We start from the raw sequence: 20,496 nt of genomic DNA, 5'->3' as shown, positions 1-20,496 counted from the left end.
CGATGAGCAGCAACGCACCCCGTCACACCGCGCTCGATGCCCTGCATCGTTCGCTCGGCGCGACGATGACCGACTTCGCGGGCTGGGACATGCCCCTGCGCTACGGTTCCGAGCGCGACGAGCACCTCGCCGTCCGCACGAAGGCCGGTCTCTTCGACCTCTCGCACATGGGCGAGATCACCGTCACCGGCCCGCAGGCGGCCGAGCTCCTGAACCACGCCCTCGTCGGCAACATCGCCTCCGTCGGCGTGGGCCGCGCCCGTTACACCATGATCTGCCAGGCGGACGGCGGCATCCTCGACGACCTGATCGTGTACCGGCTGGCCGACACCGAATACATGGTCGTCGCCAACGCCTCCAACGCGCAGGTCGTGCTCGACGCCCTGGTGGAGCGTGCCGCGGGCTTCGACGCGTCGGTGCGCGACGACCGTGACGCGTACGCGCTGATCGCCGTGCAGGGCCCCGAGTCCCCCGGCATCCTCAAGTCGCTGACCGACGCCGACCTGGACGGCCTCAAGTACTACGCGGGTCTGCCCGGCACGGTCGCGGGCGTCCCGGCGCTGATCGCGCGCACCGGCTACACCGGCGAAGACGGCTTCGAGCTGTTCGTGTCCCCTTCGGACGCCGAGAAGCTGTGGCAGGCGCTGACCGAGGCGGGCGCCCCGGTCGGGCTGGTCCCCTGCGGCCTGTCCTGCCGCGACACGCTGCGCCTGGAGGCGGGCATGCCGCTGTACGGGCATGAGCTGAGCACCTCGCTGACCCCCTTCGACGCCGGGCTCGGGCGGGTCGTGAAGTTCGAGAAGGAGGGCGACTTCGTGGGGCGTGCCGCCCTGGAGGCCGCCGCCGAGCGTGCTGCCGCGAACCCGCCACGGGTGCTCGTCGGCCTGATCGCCGAGGGCCGTCGCGTCCCGCGCGCCGGGTACCAGGTCGTCGCCGAGGGCAAGGTGATCGGCGAGATCACCTCCGGCGCCCCGTCCCCCACGCTGGGCAAGCCGATCGCGATGGCGTACGTCGACGCCGCGCACGCCGCTCCGGGCACGGCCGGAGTCGGTGTGGACATCCGGGGCAGCCACGAGCCGTACGAGGTCGTGGCGCTGCCGTTCTACAAGCGTCAGAAGTAGAGACTGAGCGCGGTCCAGACGTAGCCAAAGGCGACACCGCGCGCTTCTTCCCTGCTCACCGGCAGGTCCAGCAGTCCCCCCATTCACCAGCACTCCCCCGCGTACAGGAGAATTCAGGCCATGAGCAACCCCCAGCAGCTGCGCTACAGCAAGGAGCACGAGTGGCTGTCGGTCGCCGAGGACGGCGTCTCGACGGTCGGCATCACCGAGTTCGCGGCCAACGCGCTCGGCGATGTCGTCTACGCCCAGCTTCCGGAGGTCGGTTCCACGGTGACCGCGGGTGAGTCCTGCGGCGAGCTGGAGTCGACGAAGTCGGTCAGCGACCTGTACTCCCCGGTCAACGGCGAGATCACCGAGATCAACGAAGACGTGGTCAACGACCCGTCGCTGGTGAACTCCGCGCCCTTCGAGGGCGGCTGGCTGTTCAAGGTGCGCGTCGCGGAGGAGCCGGCCGACCTGCTCTCCGCCGACGAGTACACCGCCTTTTCCGCCGGCTGAGAGGTCGTAGAACATGTCGCTTCTGAACACGCCCCTGCATGAACTCGACCCGGACGTCGCCGCCGCCGTCGACGCCGAGCTGCACCGCCAGCAGTCCACCCTGGAGATGATCGCCTCGGAGAACTTCGCTCCGGTCGCGGTCATGGAGGCCCAGGGCTCGGTCCTGACCAACAAGTACGCGGAGGGCTACCCGGGTCGCCGCTACTACGGCGGCTGCGAGCACGTCGACGTGGTCGAGCAGATCGCCATCGACCGCATCAAGGCGCTGTTCGGCGCCGAGCACGCCAATGTGCAGCCCCACTCGGGCGCCCAGGCCAACGCTGCCGCGATGTTCGCGCTGCTCAAGCCGGGCGACACCATCATGGGTCTGAACCTCGCGCACGGCGGGCACCTGACCCACGGCATGAAGATCAATTTCTCCGGCAAGCTCTACAACGTGGTCGCGTACCACGTGAACGACGAGACCGGTCAGGTCGACATGGCCGAGGTCGAGCGCCTCGCCAAGGAGTCCAGGCCGAAGCTGATCGTGGCGGGCTGGTCGGCGTACCCGCGCCAGCTGGACTTCGCCGAGTTCCGCCGGATCGCGGACGAGGTCGGCGCGTACCTCATGGTCGACATGGCGCACTTCGCCGGCCTGGTGGCGGCGGGCCTGCACCCGAACCCGGTGCCCCACGCCCATGTCGTCACGACCACCACCCACAAGACGCTGGGCGGCCCGCGCGGTGGCGTGATCCTCTCGACGGCCGAGCTGGCCAAGAAGATCAACTCCGCGGTCTTCCCGGGTCAGCAGGGCGGTCCGCTGGAGCATGTGATCGCCGCCAAGGCCGTCTCGTTCAAGATCGCCGCCTCGGACGACTTCAAGGAGCGCCAGCAGCGCACGCTCGACGGCGCGCGGATCCTGGCCGAGCGCCTGGTCCAGGACGACGTGAAGGCCGTGGGCGTGGACGTCCTGTCGGGCGGCACGGACGTGCATCTGGTCCTGGTCGACCTGCGCAACTCCGAGCTGGACGGGCAGCAGGCCGAGGACCGCCTCCACGAGGTCGGCATCACGGTCAACCGCAACGCCATCCCGAACGACCCGCGCCCGCCGATGGTCACCTCCGGCCTGCGCATCGGCACGCCCGCCCTCGCCACCCGCGGCTTCACGGCCGAGGACTTCACCGAGGTCGCGGACATCATCGCCGAGGCGCTGAAGCCGTCCTACGACGCGGAGGCCCTCAAGTCCCGGGTGTCCGCTCTGGCCGACAAGCACCCGCTGTACCCCGGCCTGAAGTAATTTCGTACGCTTTCTGTCGTACGTTTTGGTTCGTACGGTTCCTTTCGTACGAACGTCCGGGGCACCGCGCACACTGGACAACGAGCGCGGTGCCCCGCCCCATGCACCACCTCCGCCCGACAACGGCGTCAGGCGAAACCCACCAAGGAGTCCCCGTGGCCATCTCGGTCTTCGACCTGTTCTCGATCGGCATCGGGCCGTCCAGCTCCCACACGGTGGGGCCGATGCGCGCGGCCCGCATGTTCGCCCGGCGGCTGCGCAACGAGGGACTGATGGCCCCGGTGACCTCCATACGCGCCGAGCTCTACGGCTCCCTGGGCGCGACCGGACACGGACACGGCACCCCCAAGGCGGTGCTGCTCGGCCTGGAGGGCGCGTCACCGCGGACGGTCGACGTGGAGGGGGCCGACGAGCGGGTCGAGCAGATCAAGTCCTCGGGGCGGATCAATCTGCTCGGCGAGCACGAGATCGGCTTCTCCTTCGACGACGACCTGATCCTGCACCGCCGCAAGGCGCTGCCGTACCACGCGAACGGCATGACGATCTTCGCGTACGACGCCTCCGGTGAGCTCGTGCTGGAGAAGACGTACTACTCCGTGGGCGGCGGCTTCGTGGTCGACGAGGACGCCGTCGGCGAGGACCGCATCAAGCTGGACGACACGGTCCTGAAGTACCCCTTCCGCACGGGCGACGAGCTGCTGCGACTGACCCGCGAGACGGGCCTGTCGATCTCCGCCCTGATGCTGGAGAACGAGCGGGCCTGGCGCACCGAGGAGGAGATCCGCGAAGGGCTCCTCGGCATCTGGCGCGTGATGCAGGCGTGTGTGTCGCGCGGCATGTCCCGCGAGGGCATCCTGCCCGGCGGACTCAAGGTCCGCCGCCGCGCCTCCGTCTCGGCCCGCCAGCTGCGCGCCGAGGGTGACCCGCTGGCCCACGCGATGGAGTGGATCACGCTCTACGCGATGGCCGTGAACGAGGAGAACGCGGCGGGCGGCCGCGTGGTCACCGCCCCCACCAACGGCGCCGCGGGCATCATCCCGGCGGTCCTGCACTACTACATCAACTTCGTGCCGGGCGCCGACGAGGACGGCGTGGTCCGCTTCCTGCTGGCCGCGGGCGCCATCGGCATGCTCTTCAAGGAGAACGCCTCCATCTCCGGCGCCGAGGTCGGCTGCCAGGGCGAGGTCGGCTCCGCCTGCTCGATGGCCGCCGGCGCCCTCGCCGAGGTCCTGGGCGGCAGCCCCGAACAGGTCGAGAACGCCGCCGAGATCGGCATGGAGCACAACCTCGGCCTGACCTGCGACCCGGTCGGCGGCCTAGTCCAGATCCCCTGCATCGAGCGCAACGGCATGGCGTCCGTGAAGGCCGTGACCGCCGCCAGGATGGCCATGCGCGGCGACGGCTCCCACAAGGTCTCCCTCGACAAGGTCATCAAGACCATGAAGGAAACCGGCGCCGACATGAGCGTCAAGTACAAGGAGACGGCGCGGGGCGGGCTCGCGGTGAACATCATCGAGTGTTGAGGGGATGGGCCCTGACCTGCGCGTTCGTAACTTTCAGCGCTGTCAGGGCCTTCCCTGCTTACACGGCGGAAAGTCCCCGAAATGTCCCTGAGACAGGCTTGAAAGTCCCCGAAAATTCCCCGGGAAATCCCCCGGGACAGGCGTCCGACCTGGGGGTTCGTGACATCCTCGGTCACGGTTCCGATCCGCCCTGACCGTCAGCCGCCGCCAGAATGTATCAAATCGATCCCCCAAGCTCGGTGGAGGGGTACCATTCGATACATGAGTGCTGCGGAGAACCCGCGCCTGGAGCAGCGGCTGGCCGGCCTCGCCCCCACGTTCACGACGGCACAGGCACGACAGGCACTGCTCTCCCCCCGCGATCTGGCGTCCTTGGTCGCGGAGGGGGAGATAGACGAACTGTCCCGTGGGGTGTACCGGCGGGCAGACGCGCCGGAGACCGCGCACGCGGATCTGCTGGCCGTGTGCGCGCGGGCTCCTCGCGCCGTCGTGTGCGGTGAGTCCGCCCTGGCCCTGCACGAGCTGATCGACGACATCCCGGCAGCAGTACACATCGCCGTACCGCGCGGTTCACGCCGCCCCACGATTTCCTATCCGCCGACCGTAGTGGCGCAGTACACCTCGAAGACCTTCACTCTCGGCGTCGAACGGTTCGAAGCAGCCCCGGGAGAGACCATCCCCCTGTACAACGCGGCCCGCAGCGTCGTCGACGCGATGCGCCACCGCAGCCGCATCGGCGAGACCCTCGCCCTGTCCGCACTCGGCCGCTACCTGCGCCGAAGCGGACGCGGCGGGGTCAGCGAACTCCAGTACATCGCCCGCGAGTTGGGCGCACTCTCCACCATCCGCCCCGCCGTGGAAGCGGTGCTCGCCTGATGGCCAACCCCACACGCGACACCACCGCCGGCCGCGTTACGAGTACGCCGGTTCGTCGTGCGGCTCGCGTGGCACCGGAGTGTTGACGAGCTGGGCCCGGTGCTCGCCTGATGGTCAACCCGAGTCGTTATCGCACAGGAACCAGGCTGGTCAACGACAACGCAGACCTGAGCGGACCTCAGCGAAGTTCGGCTCGCCGGCCCTGCTCGTGCAGCCCAGGGGCACCGTGGGGGTCAGCAGGTGGCGTTCTCCTCGCTGACCCAGTGCGCGAGGGAGACCAGCGTGGTCTCGACACTGTCCGCCATGTGCGCGAGCAGGGCCTCCAGGTCCGCGCGAGTGCTGCCCAGCACCGGGTCAAGGCCCAGCAGTTGCCAGGACTGCTGCACCACCGTCCCGGTGCCGAGCGGCTGGAAGGTCCAGGTCCACTGCACAAGACCGTCGACGACGAAGGCGAACTCCTCGCCGGGCTGGGCGTGGAGCACCTGCGAGCGGCTCGTCCATTCCTTCCCGCCGCGCCTGTTCCGTCCGCTGAACCGGGAGCCGGTCTGCGGGCCTGCTCCTTCGTCGTAGCTCACCTGACTCGCGCTCGGACTCCAGGTGCTGATCATCGACACGTCGCTCACAAGGTCGTAGACCTTCGACGGGGCGGCCGCGATCCACGCCTTCCGAGTGAAGTGGAAGTCCTCGGCCTGCGGGCGTTCGCATGTGTTCTGGTCGGGGGTCGTGATGCTCATGGAATCTCCTGGGAGTGGTGCGGCAGCGGGGGCTATGCGCTCCGGGGTGCTGCCAGGGCTGAGCCGCCGGACACGGGACGGGTCGCTGGTACTGGTGGCAAGTGCCTGTCAGGTGGCGCCGAGGTGCTGGACGTACCCCCCGGCCGATTGGTGGGCGGGCCAGCCGGGGCTGCCGGTCTCGGCGAAACTCACCCATGATCGGTGGACCCGGGTGGCGAGCGCGGCGGGCGGTTCGGCGCTGCCGAGCAGTCCTCGGGGGCCGCGCAGCGAGGGCAGCGACAAGCGGTCGAAGACGAAGGGCAACTCCATCACGTGGCTGGCGCCCAGTTGTCCGTCGACCGCGTCGGAGCGCCAGGCGAATTCGTAGCAGTACGTCCGCCCGGGCGTGGCGATCGCGTGTGCGGCAGCCAGCTGCCGGGTGCCGGCTCTGAAGAGCCCGTCGCCGAGGATGATGGTGCGCAGTTCCGCGGCGGTAGCGGACGGGTGCTGTGCTCGGTAGGCGCGGACGGCGTCGTCGGGGCAGGAGTGGAAGCGTGCTGCGGTGTCTCGGACATCGGTCTCGGTGGTGCTTGCCAGGACTCCCAGCGGGGCCAGGTAGAGGCTGCCCTCGTCGAGATTGGAGCCGATCAGCAGGTCGATGTCGCTTCCGCGGCCGGCGGCGACCGCGGTGGCGGGCTGTTGCTCGCTGACCAGGCTGAAGGCGGTGATGCCGCCGAGCGGATCGTGGTGGGTGGGCGTGCGCAGATCCAGGCCGGTCAGGCGGGGCAGGATGCCGACGAGGCGCGCGGCGGGGAAGTCGGCCAGGGCTTTGGCGGTGGGCTCGATGTCCAGCTCGCGTCCGACCTGCGTGGTGACGATGCCTGCCTGGTCCGGGGTGAAGGCGCCGGTGCCGGTGCCGCTTTGGATGATGGCCCGCCGGACAAGGCCGCAGGAGACCGGGTCGGCGAGGATGCCGCCGACGATGGCGGCTCCTGCTGACTGGCCGAAGAGGGTGACGTTGCCGGGGTCGCCGCCGAAGCGGGCGATGTTGTCCTGGATCCAGCGCAGGGCGGCGAGGACGTCGAGCATTCCGCGGTTGTCCGGCGCGTCCGGCAGGTGCAGGAAGCCGGGGACGCCCAGGCGGTAGTTGACGGTGATCAGGACGACGCCGTCGCGGGCGAATGCCGTTCCGTCGTAGAGCGGTGCACGGTTGGAGCCGGCGACGAAACCTCCGCCGTGCACGAACACCATGACCGGCCGCGTCGGTCCGTCCGGCAGAGGTGCCCAGATGTTCATGGTGAGGTAGTCGTCGCAGCGCTGCCAGCCCGGGCCGAAGTAAGGCGACATGTCGAGGGTGCCGAAGGCGTCCCGGACGGGCTGGGGTGCGGTCGGTCCAGGCCGTGTCGCGTCACGGACCTCGGTCCACCTGGTGTGAGGGCTTGGCGCGGCGAAACGCCTGTGCCCGACGGGTGGTGCGGCGTAGGGCACGTTGAGGAAGGTCGTGCCGTGTACATGGTGGCGGCCATGGATCGGGCCGGAGGTAGTGGTGACAGTGGCGGAATCGGCAGGCGCCATCTCGCTTCTCCTCGCTGCTGGTTGCTCCTGTGGGCGCCGCCGCTCCGGGTCGGCCGGAGCGGCGGCGGGTGGGGAGCCGGTGTCAGTACCGGGCGAACGGCGCCCACTTCTTGATCGCGAAGCCGCTTCCCTTGTCCTCGACCTCCAGGGCGCTGTGGCCGCTGAAGTGGGCAGGAAGCACGAGGGCGTTGACGTCGGCGGCCCAACCGAGCAGCCTGCGGCGGGTCGTGCGGGCCTGCGCGGGGTCCTGGCAGAAGCAGCTGTTGTGGTCCGGGTGTGTGACCTGCAGCGGCGTATGCATCAAGTCGCCTGCGAGCAGAGCCCGGTCGCTGCCGGACTCCAGCTTGACGACGCTGGATCCGGGAGTGTGGCCGGGGGCTGCTTCCAGGCGCAGGTGCACGTCGATGGCGTGGCTCCTCTCCCAAAGCTGGACCTGGCCTGCGGCGTGCACGGGGGCGACGCTGTCCTCGAACACGTTCTCGTTGACGCCGCCGGCGACGTCCGGATTGTTCGCCGGGTTCCAGAACTCGAAGTCGGCCTTGGGAATCAGATAGGTGGCGTTCACAAACGTGGGTACCCAGGCGCCGTCGACCAACCGGGTGTTCCAACCGACGTGGTCGACGTGCAGATGGGTGTTGACCACCAGGTCGACATCCTCCGGCCGCACACCGGCGCGGGCGAGGTTGCCGATGTAGTCCAGCTGCAGGTGGTCCCACACGGCGACGGCCGGGCGGGGCTTGTCATTGCCGACGCCGGTGTCGACCAGGATGGTCCTGCCGCCGCTGCGCAGCAGCCAGGTCTGCATGGCGACATGGACCATGGCGTCATCGGCGCCCAGGTGATCGGGCACGAGCGTCTCGCGATGGTCCTGCCATGCCTGCTCGGGCAGGTCCGGGAAGAACTGGTCCGCGGGCATGATCGGCCCGTGCATCTCTTCGATCCGGGTGATGGTGACATCGCCCAAGGTGATCTCGTGTATCTCCTGCATGGTTCTTCTCCGTACGGTGTGGGTTCCTAGTCGTTCAGGTGGGCGAGGATCAGGTTGGGGTCCTTGGCGGTGATCCAGCCGGCGCTCAGCACGTAGACGGTGTCGCCGCGCAGGGCGATGGACGTGGGGTTCTGCAGGCCGTCGGCGGAGCTCAGCACGGTGGAGTGGCTGCCGTCGGGCTGGACAAGCGCGACCTCGCTCGGGCCGTCGAGGGCGGCCAGCAACTGGTCGCCGCGACCGGTGAAGGCGAAGTCGTCGATCCCCGGCAGACCGGTGGCCTTGGTCCGGACCGAACCGGCGCGCCCGTCCCGGAGGATGGGGATGCGCAGGACGGTGCCCTTGTCGAGGTTGGTGGCCCAGACCGCCCCGTTGTGAATCTTCAGGCCGTTGGCGCCGAGAAAGCCGGTGGAGGCCAGTTCGGGTGCGGTGGACCAGGCGGTGGGGGTGCCCCCGGTGGTGGGCACGCTCCACACGGTGCCGAGCACGGAGTCGGCGACGTAGAGGGTGCGGGTGCGCCGGTCCAGCGCCAGGCCGTTCGGCAGGCCGTTGGCGGGTAGCGCGGCGATCCGCTGCGGTTCGCCACCGGGGCGCAGGCGCCACACGCCGGTCAGGTCGGGGGTGCCTGTGGCGTACAGGAAGTACAGGGTGCCGTCGTGGGCAAGGACGATGCCGACGGTCAGCGGGAAGCCCAGCACCGGGGTGTGGATACCGCCGTCGGCCGGCTTGGGCAGGGTGGCCAGGATCCGGGTGCTGCCCTTGGGGGAGACCTCGGCGATCTGGCGGCCCTGGGCGAAGGTGACGTACGCGGCGCCGTGGGGTGCCAGAGCGATGTTCTCCGGCGTCTGGCCCTTGGCCAGGTCGAAGTGCACGGCGATCCGCGCGCTGCTCAGCGGGGCGGAGCCGGCCGACGCCGACGCCGGAGTGAGCGCCGCGGCAGCGGCCACGACAAGGGCGGCCGCCGACACCGCGGACGTGGAGAGTTTCTTGAGCATCGTTCCTTCACTGGTTTTCGGGCATGCGGCAGCAACACGTCGACGCACGGGTTGGGTGGGTGAATTTCTGCTCGGGGCCATGCGGCCCCGGGGCTGCTCCGGGCGCGGCCGGTCGTCGGCCGTGCCCGGGTGGGAAGGGTGCTCGCCGATGCAGGCCGAGCGCCCGGTGACGTTGTGTGAGGTCAGCCAGTGCCGGCCCGGGGCCCCGGCTGCGCCGGGTCGGCCGTAATGGGGTCCTGGGTGATGGCCTGGGCGAGCAGGGCCAGCGCCGCCCGCGAGGGCGAGCCCGCCTCCGTGGTGGCGACCACGACGTTGGGTCCCGGCCCGTGGCTCAGGGTCTGCTGAACGACGGTCAGCAGGCCGACCAGCGGGTGCCGCATCTCATAGGCGGCGACGGTGCACGCCCTGACCCGATGGTCGGCCCACATCGAGGCGAACTCCGTGCTCTTTGCGCTCAGTTCACCCACCAGCGCGTGCAACGCCGCGTCATCCGGGTACTGGCCCGCCACCAGGCGCAGATTCCCCACCACCGCCCTGGCTTTGCTCGGCCAGTCCGTGTAAAGGTCGCGGGTATGACAGTCGAGGAACACCAGTCTGGCCATGTTGGGACGCTGCGCCGACAGGTCCGGGGCGCCAGGGTCCAGGTGCCCGGCGAACAGCGCGTGGCCCAGGCGATTCCACGCCAGGACGTCACTGCGCCGGCCGAGCACGATCGCGGGAACATCGGCCAGCACGTCCAGCAACTGACCCGTCGCCTCCGTCATACGCTCCGGCGCAGGCCGCCGGCTCCGAAGGCGATGCCTGTCCACCTGGGCCAGGTCGTGCAGGTGCCGCCGCTCGGACTCGTCCAGCCGCAGAGCCCCGGCGATCGCGTCCAGCACCTCGGGCGACGCACTCAGTGACTGCCCCTGCTCCAGCCGGGTGTAGTACGAGGCGCTCACACCCGCCAGCAGCGCCAACTCCTCGCGCCGAAGACCCGGCACACGCCGACGCTCCCCGTAGGTGGGCACCCCGACATCCTCGGGACGCAGCTGAGAGCGCCGCGCCTTCAGAAAGTCCCCGAGCTGCGATTTTCCGGTCATGGATCCGAGTATGGGCCGACCCGAAACGCACAGCCTGCCCCAGCTGTGGATAGGCATCAGCGGGTCAGGCTCACCGGCCGGACAGTGTGAACTTGCCCCCGCAGAGCGGAGGTTGAGGTTCCCGCCGCGGGCGGGGATCACTCGTGCCAGGGTGGGGCAGGAATCAACCACAACTCCTGTTCCCCCCACCGGCACTTCAGGGAGTCCCCATGCTGCGCGGCATCGACGTGAGCGCCTACCAGTCCTCTTCGTACGACACCGACGGCCTCTCCTTCGTCTTCATCAAGGCGACGGAGGGCCGCTCGTATGTCAATCCGAAGCTGACCGCCCAGGTGAAGACGGCCCGTGACGCCGACTGCGTGGTCGGCTTCTACCACTTCCTGTGGCCCGGCAACATCACGGCGCAGGCCGAGTACTTCGTCAGCAAGGCCCCGGAGAAGGCGGGCGACCTGCTCGCCGTCGACTGGGAGACGACCGGCGACGGCACCCACGCGAGCAACGCGGAGAAGGACCGCTTCATCCGCAAGGTGAAGGAACTCCGCCCCGATCACCGGGTCGTGCTCTACACCAACCGCAACTACTGGCTGAACGTCGACACCACCTCGTATGCGGGCGACGGCCTGTGGATCGCCGACTACGTGACCGCGGGCAAGCCCCGCATCCAGGCGAAGTGGCGCTTCCACCAGTACACCGACGACCCCCTGGACAAGGACGTCGCCGACTTCACGAGCAAGGCGGCGCTAGTCGACTGGGCGGGCGGCGACTGACCGCTCCCCGGCCGCGAAGGCCAGGATCTCGGGCACCGCCTCGCGCAGGCTCCCGAAGTGGCGGTGGACGCCGTCCACTTCGGGAGCGTTGACTCCCCACACCGTCATTCCGGCACGCAGCCCGGCCTCCACTCCCGACGGCGCGTCCTCCACCACGAGACAGTCGGCCGGCTCGGCGCCGAGGAGCTTCGCCGCCAGCAGGTAGGGCCCCGGCGACGGCTTGCCCTCCTCGACGGCGGCGGCGTCGACGAGCACCTCCGGAACGGGTAGACGGGTCCGGGCGAACCGGCCGCGCACCCGGTGCTCGTAGTTCGACGTGACCAGCGCCCAGCGCCTGGGCGGCAGCGCGGCGAGCAGCTCCGCGGCACCCTCGAAGGCGGAGTAGACGCCGGAGCGTACGTCCTCGTCCTCCAGCTCGTGCAGGGCGGCCAGGCACTCCCGCAGGTCGCGATCCGGGGCGACGGTCGCGAAGGTCTCCATGGGGCGGGTGCGCAGCGCCACGCGGTGGACCTGCTGAGGGTCCAGCCCGTAACGCGTCGCCCATGTCCCCCAGACACGGCGCTGGTTGTCCACCGCGTCAATCAGCGTTCCGTCGACGTCGAACAGGACGTACTTTCCGGCAGCGGGCCTTACGATTTCGCTGGTCACGGACGTGATCATGCCATCGGCCGAGCGGAGAGCAGGACATGGGCGGGACCGTCACAGCGGTCAGCAGCAACGGGACGTACTCGTTCACCAAGCCGAACCGGGAGAGCATCAAGCTGCTCGCCGGGCTCGGGGTGGAGGGGGACGTGCATGCCGGGACGACGGTGAAGCACCGGTTCCGGATGGAGAAGGATCCGTCGCAGGTGAATCTGCGGCAGGTGCACCTCATGCACGAGGAGCTGTTCGACGAGCTGCGCGAGGCCGGGTTCGTCGTCGCTCCCGGGGAGCTCGGGGAGAACGTCACCACTCGGGGGGTCGACCTGCTGGGGCTGCCGGTCGGGGCGCTGCTGCGCCTCGGGGACGACGCCGTCGTCGAGATAACCGGGCTGCGGAATCCGTGCGCACAGATCGACAACTTCCAGAAGGGGCTGCTGAAGCAGGTCGTCGGAAGGGAGGACGGGGGCGACGGCGTCGTCTACAAGTCCGGTGTCATGAGTGTCGTACGGAAAGCCGGTGTGGTGCGGCCCGGGGACCCGGTCGAGGTCGAGTTGCCGGACGGGCCGCACCAGCCGCTGCGGATCGTCTAAGCGGTCTCGGGGGCGTGCCTGGACTCCCCGAGACCGCTTGGAGCACCCGGGATCACGCTCGGAAGTCCGCCGAGCGCCCCCGGGGTGCCTCGGCGAGGGCCTTCGTCACCGCGTCGAGGCCCTCCTGGAGACCGTAGACCGGGGTGCCGGGCTGCTGGCGCCAGGAGTCGTCGAGGCCGCCGGCGTCGACGGTGTCGAAGCCGAGGTCGTCGACGAGGGCGCGGACGACGCGCTTGGCGGCCTCGTCGTCACCGGCGACCGGGAGGGCCATGCGGTCGGGGGCGCCGGCCGGGCGGGGGCGGTCCAGGATGTCCTGGGCGTAGGTGCCGTTGAAGGCCTTGATGACGGTGTGGCCGATCTGCTGGGCCGTCCAGCGGCTCTCGGTGAGGCCCTCGTCCTCGATCGCGGCGATCCTGCCGTCGCGCTGCTGGGGGTAGTAGTTGCCGGTGTCGATGACGGCGACACCGTCCGCCGCCTCGTCGAGCAGCCCGGACGGCAGGTCCGGGACCGCCTTCACCGGGACCGTGATCACGACGACCTCGGCGCCGCGTGCCGCGTCCTCGACCTTGACGGGTGTCGCCCCGGTCTCCTCGGCGAGCGCGGTGAGTGTATGGGGACCGCGGGAATTGGCGACGGAGACGTCATGACCGAGGGCGGTGAGCCGCCGGGTGAGGTTGCCGCCGATGTTGCCCGCGCCGATGATGCCGATCTTCATGAGTGCCAGGCCCTTCCGGGGTTGATGGTCCTGATGGGGGTCACCAACCCCGGGTGCGGACTCGCTATTCCGGGGTGTACGGCACCCGGGTGACCGCCATCAGGGTTTCACCACGATCTTGCCGAAGTGCGCGTTGCTCTCCATCAGACGGTGGGCGTCCCCGATGCGGTCGAGCCCCTCGAAGACCTCGGCGACCGGTGGCCGGAAGCCACCGTCGCGCAGGCCCGCGTTCAGAAAGGCCGTGGAGCGGCGGCGGCCTGCCGGCGTCGAGGTCAGGGCGGGATGGGCGTACGCGTGGACGGTGAGCGGCCAGTTCCAGGGGAGCTCGGCCGGTCGCTGATCGAGCCAGCCGTAGACGAGCATCGCACCGCCCTCCGCGAGCGCCTCGCCCAGCGGACGGAAGCCGGGACCGCCGATCGCGTCGAAGATCACCTCCGCCCCGCGCCCGCCGGTGAGCCGCCGGGCCTCCTTCGGCACGTCCTCGTCGTCGGAGACGATCACATGCTCCGCCCCGAGATCGAGGAGCCGGCGCTTCTTCGCCTCGGACCGGGTGGTGGCCAGCGGAATCGCACCGATGCGGCGGGCGACCTGGATCGCGGCGGTGCCGACACCGCTGGACGCGCCGGTGATCAGGACATGGTCGCCGGGCTTCAGTCCCGCGGTCTCCAGGAGCGCGCCGTACGCCGTCGTGTACGTCAGCCACGCCGCGGCGCCGGTGACCGCGTCCACCGTCTCCGGGCGCGGCACGACCGCGGTGTCGGGCAGCACGACGCGTTCCGCGTACACGCCCTGGGCGCTCATCTCGATGCCGGGGCCGGTCGTCACGGGGGCGCCCACGGCGAAGTCGGTGACGCCCTCGCCGACCGCCTCGACGGTGCCGGACGCCTCGTAGCCGAGCCGCGAGGCGGGCAGGGTGGGCTGGTAGTAGTACGTCCCCGCGCGGAACAGGGCCTCGGCGCGGTTGAGGCCCAACGCCTCGACGCGTACGAGGACTTCACCGGGGCCGGGGGCGGCCACCTCGACGTCCTCGATCTTCAGGACGTCCGGGCCGCCGAGTTCGTGAAAGAGCACGGTGCGTGAAGCGGTTGATGACATACCCATGACGCTAGGAGCACGGTGCGAGACGATCCATGCCTGTTGGTCTCGCTTTTCTGTCCGTTCGTCTCGCCATGGTGCCCGCGCGCTACCGTATGGGCATGGACGTACTCAGCGACGCCATCGCCACGATGCGCACCGGGCGCCCGCACTCCTCGCGCCGGGACGAGTACGCGCCCTGGGGGATGCGCTTCGAGTCCTCGGACGGGGCCGGGTTCCATGTGGTGCTGCAGGGTTCGGCGTGGCTGCTTCCCGCGGAGGGGGAGCCGGTGGCGCTCGGCCCCGGCGACATCGCATTCCTCGCGCACGGCCGCGGTCACGCGCTGGCCAGCGGCGTGGACGTACCGCTCGTAGACGTACGGCTGCGGCCCGACGGTACGTGGCCGGAACCTCCGCCTCCACGGCCGTCGACAGGCACGTCGACCGTTCTGCTGTGCGGGGCCTACCAGTTGGACCGAGCCCGCGCGCATCCGCTTCTGTCCGAGCTGCCCGAGGTGGTCCACCTCCCCGCCCGCGTCGGCGCCCACCGCTCGCTGCGAGCCGCGGTCGAACTGCTCGGCATGGAGCTGGAGGAGCCCCAGCCGGGCTCCGACACGATCGTCAACTCGCTCCTCGACACGCTCCTGCTGTACATCCTGCGCGCCTGGTGGCAGCGCGAGCGGCACGGCTCAGGGCATCCCACCGGCTGGTCGGCCGCGCTCGCCGACCCGGCGGTCGCGGCGGCCCTGCGTGCCATCCACGGCGCCCCGTCCCACCCCTGGACGGTCGAGGAACTCGGCGCCCTCGGCGGCCTCTCCCGCGCGGCATTCGCCCGACGGTTCACCGCGCTGGTGGGCGAGCCCCCGCTCACGTACCTCACCTGGTGGCGCATGACGACCGCGGGCCGCCTGCTCCGCACCGGCGACATCCCCCTGCGCCAGGTGGCCCAACGCACCGGCTACACCTCCGAGTTCGCCTTCGCCAAGGCGTTCAAGCGGGAGTACGGGGTGGCGCCGGGGCAGTACCGCAGGCGCGCCTCCTGAGCGCCTCCCGCGCTGCGTGACGAAGGGGCGCCCGCCGGATCACCGGGGGCGCCCCTTCGCGGGTGTCACTTGCTCAGGTGGGCCCAGAACTCGTCGAACGAGAGGACCTTGTCGCCGTTGAGGTCACGGCTGGCGATGATGACCTCCGCCACCGACTCGGTGACGTTCCAGTCGCCGCCCTGGGCGAGGGCGGTCTTGAACTCGGCAGCGGTGATGAAACCGTCACCGTCCGTATCGATCCGCTCGAACTGCTTGCGTGCTTCCTCGATGTCCGCCACCGATCCGCCCCTTCGTAGTGCATTACTGCCATGTGTACGGAGGTCAGATTAACGGGCGAGCCGAGCACGCAGTGCGGCGACCACCCAGGCGAACTCCGCACGGTGCGCGGACAGCGGCTCCGTGCCGCGGACCAGCGCGTTCAGCTCCCGGAAACGGGCCATCTCGACATGCGCCGCGGACTCCAGGCGTTCCAGTACGGCCGCCCGGTCGGCGTTGCCGAGCAACGGGCCCAGCACCTCCTCGGCCCCGGGCGACTCGGGGTCGACGCCCTGCTCCAGGGCCTCGCCCGCGAGCTGCACCAGGCGGCTCATGAACCACAGGGAGGTGCCGGCCGGTACGTCCGGCCCCCGGTCCGCCGCGTTGAACTCGATCATCTTCCGCATGCGCGCGCGAAAGCCCTTGTCCTGCAACAGCTCGGCCAGCTCCACCCACGCGTCCACCTGCTCCGGCGTGGGGTCCTCGGGCAACTCGGCGAGGCCGAATCGCATCCTGGTGCGGATGTCGGGGTCCGCGGTGTCGAGGCCCCCGAAGGTCTCTTCCATGAAGTCGTCGGCGATGCGCTTGCGCTCCGCGGCCGACAGCCGCGCCAGCTTGTTCATGAGTGTCATCTCCTCCGCGGTGGAACCGCGTCGCGCCACGGTCGACAGCACCGCCCGGGTCACCTTCAAGGACCGGATCTGCGCGTCCAGCGCCACCACGTGCGCGGCCGCCACCTCCGCGACCGTCGTCTCGCCCGCCAGCACCTTGCGTACGTCGTCCAGGCCCAGGCCCAGTTCGCGCAGGGTGCGGATCAGCTCCAGGCGGGCGACGGACGCGGCGTCGTACAGGCGGTAGCCGCCCGAGGAGCGGGCCACCGGAGGCAGGGCACCCTCGTCCGACCAGTAGCGGATGGTGCGGACGGACAGGCCGGTGCTCCGGGACAGCTCTCCGATGGTGAAAAGTCCGGTGCCGTCATCGATCATGTCTGGGAGTGTGGGCCTTCCAGTGGGTGGAGACTCAAGGTGAGCACGCAAACGTGGGGACTCGAGGTGCGGGGGCGCGGTCGTGGCTGACACTCTGCGGGACATTCTGAACGCGGCGGCTCGTGGTGTCTTTCCGCCTCCCGACGGCTCTCTCACCGTCGTGCGTCAGCATTCCCACCGGGACGCGGGGGTCATCGCCTTCACGGCGCACACGGTCGTCTTCACCGACGAGGATCCGCGGTGGGTGCGCGAGGCGCTGGCCTCGGTGGACTGCGACGCGCTCGCCGCGCCGATGAACGCGCGGTTCCTCGCGGCGCTGATGGAGCGTACCGGGCGGGCCGGCGACACCATCGACGTGCTCACGGTCGGCTCCCCGCTCCCGGGCGAGCCACCGCTCGAGCTGAAGGAGATCCACGACCCCGACCATCCGCGGGTCGTCAGTTCCCGCAGGCGCCGCGACGACGTGCGGGTGTGGGCCACCGAGGGCGGCGTGCTCGTGATGGGGCGCGGCGTCGCGGGCCGGCTGGAGGCCGCGGTCGAGGTCGACGAGGGCGTACGGCACCGAGGGCTGGGGCGTGCGCTCGTCTCGGCGGCCCGGCAGCTGAGCGGGGGCGAACCGGTGTGGGCCCAGATCTCGCCGGGGAACGCCCGCAGTCTGCGGGCGTTCCAGGCGGCCGGTTACCGTCCGGTGGGGTCGGAGGCGCTGCTCATCACCCGCTGAGCGGGTCCCCGGGGTCGCTCGGAGGTCAGTGCCAGGGCTCGTAGTTCGGGTTGCTCGCGCAGTCGCTCATGATCTCGGTCTTGGTCTTCTTGTCGACCGGGCAGACGCCGATGATGTACTGGCGCGCGATACCGCCCGGGAAGGCGACCTCGACCTGGTCGGCCCACTTGTGGGTGTCGCCGATGGTCTTGTTGACGTCCACGCCGCCGGGCGCGTCGATGTAGTAGTTGTAGCCGGACTTGTACCAGGTCTTGTACAGGTCGTGGTCGTACGTCGTCGACACGTACGGCGAGGGCTGGTTGACGAGGACGTACTGCTCGATGTCGTACTGCCCGTTGACGACGTCCTTCGGGTAGAAGCCCTGCTCGAACACGGTCGCCGGGCCACGGCTGTCGCTGCGGTAGAGCGTGCCGCAGGTCCTGCGCCAGACCGGGTCGGGGGTGATGCGTGCGACGTTCACGCGGCGGTCGGCGGCCGCCTTGATCGGGTCGGCGAACTGGGGACAGACGGGCGCGGCCGACTTGGTTGCCGTCGCCGGGACGGGAGAGGCGGGGGTCGCGGCGGACGTCGCGAAGACGGCCCCGAGGGAGAGGACGACGGCAGCGGCCCGCCGCCGCAGGCGAGTTGTGATCACGAGGAGCACGATCACGGTTCCGCGGCGGCGGGTCGGGGATCATCACCCGTACGGCGGCGTGTCATCCGCCCGATGTCAACTGCGGGCCCGTCAGCGGAAGATGCCCGTGTGGCCGAGCGAGTAGCGGCCCGGCTGCGGGTACACCGCGAGGCCGTGCGGGCCGCTACCGACCGGGATGCGGGCGAGCAGGATGCCGGTACGGGTGTCGATGGCGTACACCTCGGAGTTGTAGCGGCCGGAGAGCCACAGGACCTTGCCGTCCGCGGAGACGCCACCCATGTCGGGGCTGCCGCCCTGGGGCAGGTACCACTTCTTGGTGAGCCTGTTCTGCGTGAAGTCGAAGACGGAGATGGTGCCTTCGCCTCGGTTGGAGATGTACATCTCGCGCGAGTCGCGGCTGACGTACAGGCCGTGGGTACCCTTGCCGGATGGCAGCAGGGTCGGCCTGGTGAACTTGTCGCCGTCCAGGACCCATACGCCGTTGGCCATCATGTCGGCGATGTAGAACCTCTTGCCGTCCGGCGAGATCTTCACGTCCTGCGGCATGGAGCCGTTGAACGGCAGTTTCTCCTGCGCGACCACCTTCATCTTCTGCGTGTCGACCTTCAGCAGTTCGCCGCTGAACTCGCACGACACGATGAAGTAGCGCCCGTCGAGGGAGAAGTCGGCGTGGTTGACGCCGTAGCAGCTGACCGGCACGGTCTTCACGCGCTTCATGGTGTGCGCGTCACGGAAGACCAGTTCGCGGTCGAGGGAGGCCATCACGATGGCGTACGTGCCGTTGGGCGTGAAGTAGAGGTTGTAGGGATCGTGCACGCTGACCGGTTTACCCGCCTTGCCGGTCTTCGGGTCGATGGGCGTGAGGGTGTTGCCCTTGTCGTTGTTGACCCACAGGGTCTTCATGTCCCATGAGGGGACCACGTGTTGGGGCAGGGCGCCGACCGGGATCGTCGAGATGACCTGGTACGTACGCGGGTCGATGACCGTGACGGTGTTGGACTGGGTGTTGGGGACGTAGACGCGGGCGGGGAAGTCCTTGACCACTGGGGAGAGCCTGTTCGGGCGGTCGGCGGCGTAGACGTCCGTCGGGTCCAGCACGGGGGGCATGCCGGGCAGCCCTTGGACCGCCTTCTTCGTCGGCGGGGCGGGCTGGATGGCGGCCTTGGTGCCGAGGGCCTCGTTCGCGTGTTCCTTTGGCTCACTGCCACAGCCCGCGAGCGCGGCGAGGACGGCGCCGGCGATCAGTACGCGCTTGATGGTGGTGTGGTGCATCAGCTCAGCAGCTCCGTGGTGGTGACCGCGTGCAGGCCGCGGCGGTGGAGTTCTTCGAGGACGGCAGGGAGTGCGGCGACCGTGTCCGCGTACCCGAAGTGCAGGCTCACGATCGATCCGGCGCGGACTTCGCCCAGGATGTTGCGGGTGACGGCAGGCGCGCCCGGCGAGGTGAAGTCGAGCGAGTCGACGTCGTAGGAGAGCGTGTGCGGATAGCCCGCGGTGCGGGCGAGCCGTGCTACGAGGGGTGAGGCGTGGGGAGTGCGGGACGGTCGGAACCAGGTGCCGATCGAGCCGGTGAGCCGCGTCAGGCGCTCCGCGCAGCCGCGGATCTCCGCGTGCGCGTCCGCCTCCGACATCGCGTTGATGTCCAGGTGGCGCAGGGTGTGGTTGCCGAGGTCGTGGCCGCCGTCGAGGATGCGGCGGGCGATGTCGGGGTGCTCGTCGAGCCAGGTGCCCACCGCGAGCACGGTGACGCGGGCGCCGCCCTTCTCGGCTTCGCCGAGGACCGCCTCGGCGATGGTGGGGTCGCCCTGGCCGTGGAAGGTGAGCGCTACTTGAGGGCGGGTGCGGGGGCCGTGGGTGATCTGCTCGGGCTGGTTCGGGAAGCGGCGGGGGGTGCGGGCGGGGGGTGGGACTGGGGCCTGGGACGCGGTGTGGGTGGCAGGGGTGGCCCGGGGTGCGCTGTGGGCCGCCGGGGGTGGGGCTGCGGCGCCTGCTGTGGAGCAGCCGGCGGTCAGTGTTCCGGCGGCGAGTGCGACGCCCGTGCGCAGCGCCGTACGTCGGTCCGGTGCGGGGTGGGCGACGGTGTCGGCCTCGCGGGAAGGGTGAGGGGGGTGCGCGGGGTGCGCGGGCGTGGTCACTCGCACCATTTAAGGGCGAGTTGACCTAAAAAGCGGCGATTGGCCCGCTCAGAGGGCTGCGCGGGTCGCGTTCGCCGGTGGGCGGGTCGGGCTTGCCCCAGTGGGTGGGTCGGGCTTGCCCCGGTGGGTGGTTTCGCCTGCCCGCCGGTGGGTGGTTTCGCCTGCCCGCCGGTGGGTGGTTTCGCCTGCCCGCCGGTGGGTGGTTTCGCCTGCCCGCCAGTGGGTGGTTTCGCCTGCCCGCCAGTGGGTGGTTTCGCCTGCCCGCCAGTGGGTGGTTTCGCCTGCCCGCC

Annotated in this window: 21 protein-coding genes and 1 pseudogene; 9 read left to right on the top strand and 13 right to left on the bottom strand. The window is 70.1% G+C overall.

The features are described from left to right. The first annotated feature begins 2 nt into the window (after positions 1-2). The 5 genes from gcvT (at position 3) to ACZ4RZ_RS20840 (ending at position 5,294) form a co-directional block, all read left to right on the top strand. On the top strand, positions 3-1,121 hold the full coding sequence (gene gcvT / locus ACZ4RZ_RS20860; protein ID WP_467746521.1) for a glycine cleavage system aminomethyltransferase GcvT: 1,119 nt from the start codon (positions 3-5) through the stop codon (positions 1,119-1,121). Between the two features lie 120 nt (positions 1,122-1,241). Next, entirely contained in the window at positions 1,242-1,619 is a 378-nt protein-coding gene (gcvH, locus tag ACZ4RZ_RS20855; RefSeq protein ID WP_399081345.1) for a glycine cleavage system protein GcvH, read from the top strand. Positions 1,620-1,632: 13 nt separating this feature from the next. Further along, a complete protein-coding gene (gene glyA / locus ACZ4RZ_RS20850) occupies positions 1,633-2,895 on the top strand; it encodes a serine hydroxymethyltransferase (protein ID WP_467746519.1) in 1,263 nt (420 codons plus the stop codon). Between the two features lie 155 nt (positions 2,896-3,050). Further along, positions 3,051-4,418, top strand: a complete 1,368-nt coding sequence (locus ACZ4RZ_RS20845; RefSeq protein WP_467746517.1) for an L-serine ammonia-lyase — start codon at positions 3,051-3,053, stop codon at positions 4,416-4,418. Between the two features lie 261 nt (positions 4,419-4,679). Continuing rightward, the gene (locus ACZ4RZ_RS20840; RefSeq protein ID WP_467746515.1) at positions 4,680-5,294 is read left to right on the top strand and encodes a type IV toxin-antitoxin system AbiEi family antitoxin domain-containing protein; all 615 of its coding nucleotides are present in this window, start codon (positions 4,680-4,682) and stop codon (positions 5,292-5,294) included. Between the two features lie 233 nt (positions 5,295-5,527). On the opposite strand, the gene ACZ4RZ_RS20835 is transcribed toward ACZ4RZ_RS20840, so the two are convergent. From ACZ4RZ_RS20835 to ACZ4RZ_RS20815, 5 genes are all read right to left on the bottom strand, one after another. Beyond that, the gene (locus tag ACZ4RZ_RS20835; RefSeq protein ID WP_467746514.1) at positions 5,528-6,028 is read right to left on the bottom strand and encodes an SRPBCC family protein; all 501 of its coding nucleotides are present in this window, start codon (positions 6,026-6,028) and stop codon (positions 5,528-5,530) included. A gap of 108 nt (positions 6,029-6,136) precedes the next feature. Continuing rightward, entirely contained in the window at positions 6,137-7,582 is a 1,446-nt protein-coding gene (locus ACZ4RZ_RS20830; RefSeq protein WP_467746512.1) for a carboxylesterase/lipase family protein, read from the bottom strand. A gap of 82 nt (positions 7,583-7,664) precedes the next feature. Continuing rightward, on the bottom strand, positions 7,665-8,561 hold the full coding sequence (locus ACZ4RZ_RS20825; protein WP_467746967.1) for an MBL fold metallo-hydrolase: 897 nt from the start codon (positions 8,559-8,561) through the stop codon (positions 7,665-7,667). Positions 8,562-8,596: 35 nt separating this feature from the next. Further along, on the bottom strand, positions 8,597-9,562 hold the full coding sequence (locus tag ACZ4RZ_RS20820; protein ID WP_467746510.1) for an SMP-30/gluconolactonase/LRE family protein: 966 nt from the start codon (positions 9,560-9,562) through the stop codon (positions 8,597-8,599). Positions 9,563-9,744: 182 nt separating this feature from the next. After that, positions 9,745-10,644 carry a helix-turn-helix domain-containing protein gene (locus ACZ4RZ_RS20815; RefSeq protein WP_467746508.1) on the bottom strand — a complete coding sequence of 300 codons (900 nt, stop codon included), beginning with the start codon at positions 10,642-10,644 and terminating at the stop codon, positions 9,745-9,747. A 209-nt stretch (positions 10,645-10,853) separates the two neighbouring features. Between ACZ4RZ_RS20815 and ACZ4RZ_RS20810 the strand changes: the two genes are divergently transcribed. Next, a complete protein-coding gene (locus tag ACZ4RZ_RS20810; RefSeq protein WP_467746507.1) occupies positions 10,854-11,411 on the top strand; it encodes a glycoside hydrolase family 25 protein in 558 nt (185 codons plus the stop codon). On the opposite strand, the gene ACZ4RZ_RS20805 is transcribed toward ACZ4RZ_RS20810, so the two are convergent. Beyond that, entirely contained in the window at positions 11,385-12,059 is a 675-nt protein-coding gene (locus ACZ4RZ_RS20805) for an HAD-IA family hydrolase (protein WP_467746505.1), read from the bottom strand. The genes ACZ4RZ_RS20810 and ACZ4RZ_RS20805 overlap by 27 nt on opposite strands. Positions 12,060-12,097: 38 nt before the next feature. Between ACZ4RZ_RS20805 and ACZ4RZ_RS20800 the strand changes: the two genes are divergently transcribed. After that, positions 12,098-12,643: an MOSC domain-containing protein gene (locus ACZ4RZ_RS20800; RefSeq protein ID WP_467746503.1), complete on the top strand. Its 546-nt coding sequence runs from the start codon at positions 12,098-12,100 to the stop codon at positions 12,641-12,643. A 52-nt stretch (positions 12,644-12,695) separates the two neighbouring features. Here the strand turns inward: ACZ4RZ_RS20800 and ACZ4RZ_RS20795 are convergent. Both ACZ4RZ_RS20795 and ACZ4RZ_RS20790 read right to left on the bottom strand, forming a co-directional pair. After that, positions 12,696-13,376: pseudogene (locus tag ACZ4RZ_RS20795) on the bottom strand (NADPH-dependent F420 reductase); the annotation flags it as partial. Positions 13,377-13,457: 81 nt separating this feature from the next. Further along, on the bottom strand, positions 13,458-14,453 hold the full coding sequence (locus ACZ4RZ_RS20790) for a zinc-dependent alcohol dehydrogenase family protein (protein WP_467746502.1): 996 nt from the start codon (positions 14,451-14,453) through the stop codon (positions 13,458-13,460). 101 nt (positions 14,454-14,554) lie between these two features. On the opposite strand from ACZ4RZ_RS20790, the gene ACZ4RZ_RS20785 reads away from it, so the two are divergent. Further along, on the top strand, positions 14,555-15,475 hold the full coding sequence (locus ACZ4RZ_RS20785; RefSeq protein ID WP_467746500.1) for an AraC family transcriptional regulator: 921 nt from the start codon (positions 14,555-14,557) through the stop codon (positions 15,473-15,475). Positions 15,476-15,540: 65 nt separating this feature from the next. Here ACZ4RZ_RS20785 and ACZ4RZ_RS20780 read toward each other — a convergent pair whose 3' ends face one another. Together ACZ4RZ_RS20780 and ACZ4RZ_RS20775 are read right to left on the bottom strand one after the other, a co-directional pair. Beyond that, positions 15,541-15,753 (bottom strand): EF-hand domain-containing protein, encoded by a 213-nt coding sequence (locus ACZ4RZ_RS20780; RefSeq protein WP_467746499.1) that lies wholly within the window; start codon positions 15,751-15,753, stop codon positions 15,541-15,543. Between the two features lie 48 nt (positions 15,754-15,801). Beyond that, entirely contained in the window at positions 15,802-16,716 is a 915-nt protein-coding gene (locus tag ACZ4RZ_RS20775; protein ID WP_467746498.1) for a helix-turn-helix domain-containing protein, read from the bottom strand. 82 nt (positions 16,717-16,798) lie between these two features. Here ACZ4RZ_RS20775 and ACZ4RZ_RS20770 point away from each other — a divergent pair, with 82 nt between their 5' ends. Then, positions 16,799-17,437, top strand: a complete 639-nt coding sequence (locus ACZ4RZ_RS20770) for a GNAT family N-acetyltransferase (protein WP_467746497.1) — start codon at positions 16,799-16,801, stop codon at positions 17,435-17,437. Between the two features lie 25 nt (positions 17,438-17,462). Here ACZ4RZ_RS20770 and ACZ4RZ_RS20765 read toward each other — a convergent pair whose 3' ends face one another. The 3 genes from ACZ4RZ_RS20765 to ACZ4RZ_RS20755 all read right to left on the bottom strand — a co-directional run bounded on the left by ACZ4RZ_RS20765 (position 17,463) and on the right by ACZ4RZ_RS20755 (position 20,116). Continuing rightward, positions 17,463-18,071 carry an ADP-ribosyltransferase gene (locus ACZ4RZ_RS20765; protein ID WP_467746495.1) on the bottom strand — a complete coding sequence of 203 codons (609 nt, stop codon included), beginning with the start codon at positions 18,069-18,071 and terminating at the stop codon, positions 17,463-17,465. A 90-nt stretch (positions 18,072-18,161) separates the two neighbouring features. Further along, the gene (locus ACZ4RZ_RS20760) at positions 18,162-19,343 is read right to left on the bottom strand and encodes a YncE family protein (RefSeq protein ID WP_467746494.1); all 1,182 of its coding nucleotides are present in this window, start codon (positions 19,341-19,343) and stop codon (positions 18,162-18,164) included. Next, positions 19,343-20,116, bottom strand: coding sequence for a polysaccharide deacetylase family protein (locus ACZ4RZ_RS20755; RefSeq protein WP_467746966.1), 774 nt, complete (start codon positions 20,114-20,116; stop codon positions 19,343-19,345). The genes ACZ4RZ_RS20760 and ACZ4RZ_RS20755 overlap by 1 nt, the downstream gene beginning before the upstream one ends. Between the last annotated feature and the right edge of the window lie 380 nt (positions 20,117-20,496).

The organism is Streptomyces sp. NPDC027189, assembly GCF_055566975.1.
The sequence above is the reverse complement of the archived record's forward strand: the minus strand, read 5'-3'. Positions and strand labels throughout refer to the sequence as shown.

Bases quoted from the DNA above. Each gene is read 5' to 3' on its own strand.
- ACZ4RZ_RS20760 (WP_467746494.1), bottom strand. From the start codon at position 19,343: ATGCACCACACCACCATCAAGCGCGTACTGATCGCCGGCGCCGTCCTC.
- ACZ4RZ_RS20785 (WP_467746500.1), top strand. From the start codon at position 14,555: ATGGACGTACTCAGCGACGCCATCGCCACGATGCGCACCGGGCGCCCG.
- ACZ4RZ_RS20835 (WP_467746514.1), bottom strand. From the start codon at position 6,028: ATGAGCATCACGACCCCCGACCAGAACACATGCGAACGCCCGCAGGCC.
- ACZ4RZ_RS20815 (WP_467746508.1), bottom strand. From the start codon at position 10,644: ATGACCGGAAAATCGCAGCTCGGGGACTTTCTGAAGGCGCGGCGCTCT.
- ACZ4RZ_RS20820 (WP_467746510.1), bottom strand. From the start codon at position 9,562: ATGCTCAAGAAACTCTCCACGTCCGCGGTGTCGGCGGCCGCCCTTGTC.
- gcvH (WP_399081345.1), top strand. From the start codon at position 1,242: ATGAGCAACCCCCAGCAGCTGCGCTACAGCAAGGAGCACGAGTGGCTG.
- gcvT (WP_467746521.1), top strand. From the start codon at position 3: ATGAGCAGCAACGCACCCCGTCACACCGCGCTCGATGCCCTGCATCGT.
- ACZ4RZ_RS20775 (WP_467746498.1), bottom strand. From the start codon at position 16,716: ATGATCGATGACGGCACCGGACTTTTCACCATCGGAGAGCTGTCCCGG.
- ACZ4RZ_RS20790 (WP_467746502.1), bottom strand. From the start codon at position 14,453: ATGTCATCAACCGCTTCACGCACCGTGCTCTTTCACGAACTCGGCGGC.
- glyA (WP_467746519.1), top strand. From the start codon at position 1,633: ATGTCGCTTCTGAACACGCCCCTGCATGAACTCGACCCGGACGTCGCC.
- ACZ4RZ_RS20800 (WP_467746503.1), top strand. From the start codon at position 12,098: ATGGGCGGGACCGTCACAGCGGTCAGCAGCAACGGGACGTACTCGTTC.
- ACZ4RZ_RS20830 (WP_467746512.1), bottom strand. From the start codon at position 7,582: ATGGCGCCTGCCGATTCCGCCACTGTCACCACTACCTCCGGCCCGATC.
- ACZ4RZ_RS20810 (WP_467746507.1), top strand. From the start codon at position 10,854: ATGCTGCGCGGCATCGACGTGAGCGCCTACCAGTCCTCTTCGTACGAC.
- ACZ4RZ_RS20840 (WP_467746515.1), top strand. From the start codon at position 4,680: ATGAGTGCTGCGGAGAACCCGCGCCTGGAGCAGCGGCTGGCCGGCCTC.